The organism is Salipaludibacillus sp. CF4.18, assembly GCF_051262595.1.
GTDB classification, from domain to species: Bacteria; Bacillota; Bacilli; order Bacillales; family Salisediminibacteriaceae; genus Salipaludibacillus; species Salipaludibacillus neizhouensis.
The window spans coordinates 1-4,098 of record NZ_JBIMEV010000109.1 but is presented as its reverse complement, the minus strand read 5'-3'; the positions used below and the strand labels follow the sequence as shown (position 1 = coordinate 4,098).

2 protein-coding genes are annotated in these 4,098 nt (G+C 29.5%); both read left to right on the top strand.

All coding sequences use genetic code 11. From position 1 onward, the window contains the following. The first annotated feature begins 315 nt into the window (after positions 1-315). Positions 316-1,314 carry a DUF4373 domain-containing protein gene (locus ACHABW_RS25355; RefSeq protein ID WP_435759785.1) on the top strand — a complete coding sequence of 333 codons (999 nt, stop codon included), beginning with the start codon at positions 316-318 and terminating at the stop codon, positions 1,312-1,314. Positions 1,315-1,754: 440 nt separating this feature from the next. Continuing rightward, a complete protein-coding gene (mobQ, locus tag ACHABW_RS25350) occupies positions 1,755-3,722 on the top strand; it encodes a MobQ family relaxase (RefSeq protein ID WP_435759783.1) in 1,968 nt (655 codons plus the stop codon). Positions 3,723-4,098: the final 376 nt, after the last annotated feature.

Sequence of the window (4,098 nt, the reverse complement as noted above, 5' to 3'; positions counted from 1 at the left end):
ATTATAAGGTAGGCAGCAAATATCTATTTAAGGTTGATGAAATAGATGAATTTATGAACGATGTAACGGCATCTATGAACAATACTAATAATGACCTTAAATTTTTCACTAAATTGAACAAACGTCTTGAAAATGGTAAAAAAAGTGAAGCGATTTGACATAAAAAATACCCACTAAAGACTTGGCGGTCTAGTGAGTATTAACAGAAAAATTAATTCCATCTAATATTATAGCAGGAAAAAGTGACAACTTCAGTATATTGTAAAGAACCATAATTAATATCATAAATTTTTTAAGTTAAAGGGGGAGTAAAGATTGGCGAGACCGCCCAAAAAAGGATTAGACTATTTTCCACTTAATGTAACTATGGATGACGAAATTGAACTAATAGAAGCAGAGCATGGTTTGGAAGCTTTCGCTGTCTTAATAAAGATTTTTCAGAAAATATACAAAAATGGTTACTTTATTAAATGGGAGAAAAAAGAACAAATTCTATTTAGTAATAGAATATCTCTCCAAATAGAGGTAGTTAATGAGATCATAAGTGATTGTGCTAAATGGGGCATTTTTGATTTTGGTTTGCTGAAAAAACATTCAGTGATCACATCAAGAAGAATTCAAGAAATTTATTTACATGCAATCTATAAGAGAGTTGAGGTGGAGATGGAAGAGGCATACCTTTTAACAGATGTTTCGGATATCAGAAACGTAGTAGTAAATAGAGTTTCTGATATCAAAAACTCACCAACAACTGATGTAACTGATAGTAAAAGTACACAAAGTAAAGTAAATAAAAATAAATCAAATGAAAATAAAATAAATGAAAATAAAGAAAAAGAAGTAAATAAAAGTAATCAAAATTATAATTCAATTTATTTTAAATTATCTAAACAACTGCATGAAAAAATATTAATCAATGATAAGTGGTTTAATAATCCTGATTTAGAAAAGTGGGATGAAGATATAAGGCTTCTCATTGAAAAAGAAGGTCGTCCTATAGAAGATGTTGAGAACGTTATTGACTGGTGCCAAAGTAATTCATTTTGGAATTCTATCATTTTATCTGGTCAAAGTTTAAGAAAAAATTTCAGTAAAATCATTATTCAGATGAACGAAGATAAAGTGAAAAGATCTGGAAATCTAACACCTTTGCCAAAATCGATTTTAGATCAAATTAATGAAAGCTCCGAACTCGAAGAAGAGTACACTCCGGAGGAAGTTAGGAAAATTAATCAAGACGCAGAAAAGTATAGAAAAATACTGGATGAAAAACGCATTAAAGGAAATACAGAGAATTTACATCATGTTCAATGAAGGCATAATAACTAATTTAAATTTAAAAAACTGAAATGGTATTGTTATTTATGAATGAAAACTATTAAAAGAATAATTTAGATTTATGTTACTAAGAAAATAATTTTTAGCTAGTAAAGGTAAATAGGTTGCAAATGATTTAGTTCTTTTGCAACTTTTATAATTTATCAAGGTAATTAATAATTTACAATAGTTTTACAAAATATCTGTTAAAGCAGATAGGGTTACTATAGTTCTTAAACACTTTCAAAAACAATCAGCAAGTTATAACTAAATATGGAAGCCTATCAGTGAATCACGTCTTCTAGAATAGAAACAGTGCCCATTTACCCACACCCTAAATCGTGGTGTGTTATGGGAAGTCATTCACTACGTTTCTTCCTTGTTCGTTGCTTTGCAATAGCCCTTCGGGATCGGTGGTGATTTTAGTGAGTTATTTCATGTTAAGTACAAAGATAATTACAAGGTCAAAAAATCAATCAGTTGTCGCTTCAGCTTCTTATCGTTCTAATGAAGAGTTGTATTCTAAAGAGGATAACGAGTATAAAAGATTTAAAGAGCGATCGGTTGATCCAGTGTCATTTATTATGAAGCCTGATCATGCCCCTGAATGGACTTTGGACCGTGAACAACTTTGGAATGAAGTACAGGAAAAGGAAGACAGAAATAACAGTCGTTTAGCGAGAGAGGTGTTAGTAGCTTTACCGGTTGAGTTAGATGAAGATCAACAAGAAGAAATGCTTCGTGAGTTTGTTGAAGAAAGTTTTGTGGAAGATGGTATGGTGGCAGATGTTTCTATTCACCGTGATAAAGAACATAATCCTCACGCTCATATTATGCTCACTGTTCGACCATTTAATGAACATGGTGAATGGGATATGAAGAAAAAACGAGAGTACTTATTTAATGAAAATGGAGAAAACATACTTAAAGAAAATGGAGAAAAGAAATTTAAAACTATATCTTCTACTAATTGGAATGATCTAGATACTTTAAAAAAGTGGAGAGAAAACTATGCAGAAAAAATAAATAATTATTTTAAATCATTTGATATAGATGCTGAAGTTTCTCATAAGTCTTATGAGGATCAGGGGATCGAAAAAAGAGCAAGACATCGTTTAAAACAGAATGAATATTTCTTTGAAAAAAGAGAAAAAGAAAGAGCCAAAAGAGAAGGTTATGATTATGAACCTTTAACTTATTATGCGAAATTGAATAGGATGATTGATCGTAAAGAAGAGAAGTTGAAAGAGATAGATAATAAACTTTATTCTCTTAGTAAAGAGAAACAATTATTGTCTAAGGATTACACTACTATTCGATCAGAACACCCATTAAGTGAATCATCTTCATATCGATTCATTGAAAAGAGAATTGGTGGAGAAGTAAATTATCAATCGTCATTAAATAACTTAAATAAACTTGAGAAGTGGAATAAAGCATTAGAGTTCCAAACTTCTAAATTATTATCAGAACGAGAGGTAATAAACAAAGCAATGAATGTATTACAAAAAGAGCCAAAGAAAGTTCTTATTTATGGTTTTATTGTTCAAGGTTTTGATGAACAACTCACTGATAAGGTTAATCAATTTAAAGAAACTCAAAGTGAACTAGAAAAAAAGACAAGAGGTTATTTAAGTGCTTATGAACTTGCAAAAAGTGTTCATGAAAATGAAATAGATATTCTCAATAAACAGTTTAAGTTTCTCTATCCTGATTACAGCGAAAGTTTGAATTCAAATGACAAAGATGTTCTAGGATTAAAATCTAAGTATGTAAATGAATATGAATCAACTGGAATTATTAAAGATAAAATACCTGAATTTGAAACAGAAATTAATAGATATTCAGATGGGAATATTAATGCACATATATTGTTGAGAGATTGGAAAGAAAATCAAGCAGACTTAAGTATTCTCAATTCAACCAATAGCAAAGTGAAAACATCGTATTCTGAAATGATAAGAAATAATTATGATAAAGATAATGTCTACAATAAAGCAATTGAATACACAAATGTCCGTAATAGTTTACTAAAGAAGGAAAAACAAATTAATAATATGAAACAAAAGATAAATGACTTATTCATGAAAATACATCCAAAGGTAAAGGATGAAAAAGTGGATTCATTAAACATGAGATTTAAGACTAGATCAATTGAAAATTACTTAAACACTGGTAAGGTTATTGATATTGAAAAATCAATACTAAGTTTTGAAAAAAATCAAGATAAAAATAATGAACATTCTAATCATATTGGAGGGGGAGAAGGTCAACTAATCGATTCATTAACATTAATGGGTGGATCTAGTGGAGGATCGAATCATGAAAATGAAATTGATGACAAGGAATTAAAGAGGATAAGGAAAAAGAAAAAAGCTTACAAAGATATAGAACATGAAAAATAGAGAAGTAACGAGATAGAGAAAATTGATAATTCCATTCGAATTTCGGTTTTCACAATATCGTTTTGAACTTGTGCGTTCAGAAAGAGTACGAAGAAAAAAGATAGTCAAATTATATGAACATGAACTTTAAATTCTCTTAAATAAGAAGCTGAGACAATCTGTCTCAGCTTCTTATTTAACCCATCATAGCTCCTAAAATTTTTCTCGCATCTTTGCTCTTTAAGTGTATTGATCTGCGATGTTAAATTTTGGTCGATAGAAGATAGCAAAATTTCATAATAAAACCACTAACCTTTTTGACTCATGTGATTATTGCGGATGAATTGAACCAAAAATATTACATTTATTATACAAATTTGATTGACTTTCAATAAGA

Bases quoted from the DNA above. Each gene is read 5' to 3' on its own strand.
- mobQ (WP_435759783.1), top strand. From the start codon at position 1,755: ATGTTAAGTACAAAGATAATTACAAGGTCAAAAAATCAATCAGTTGTC.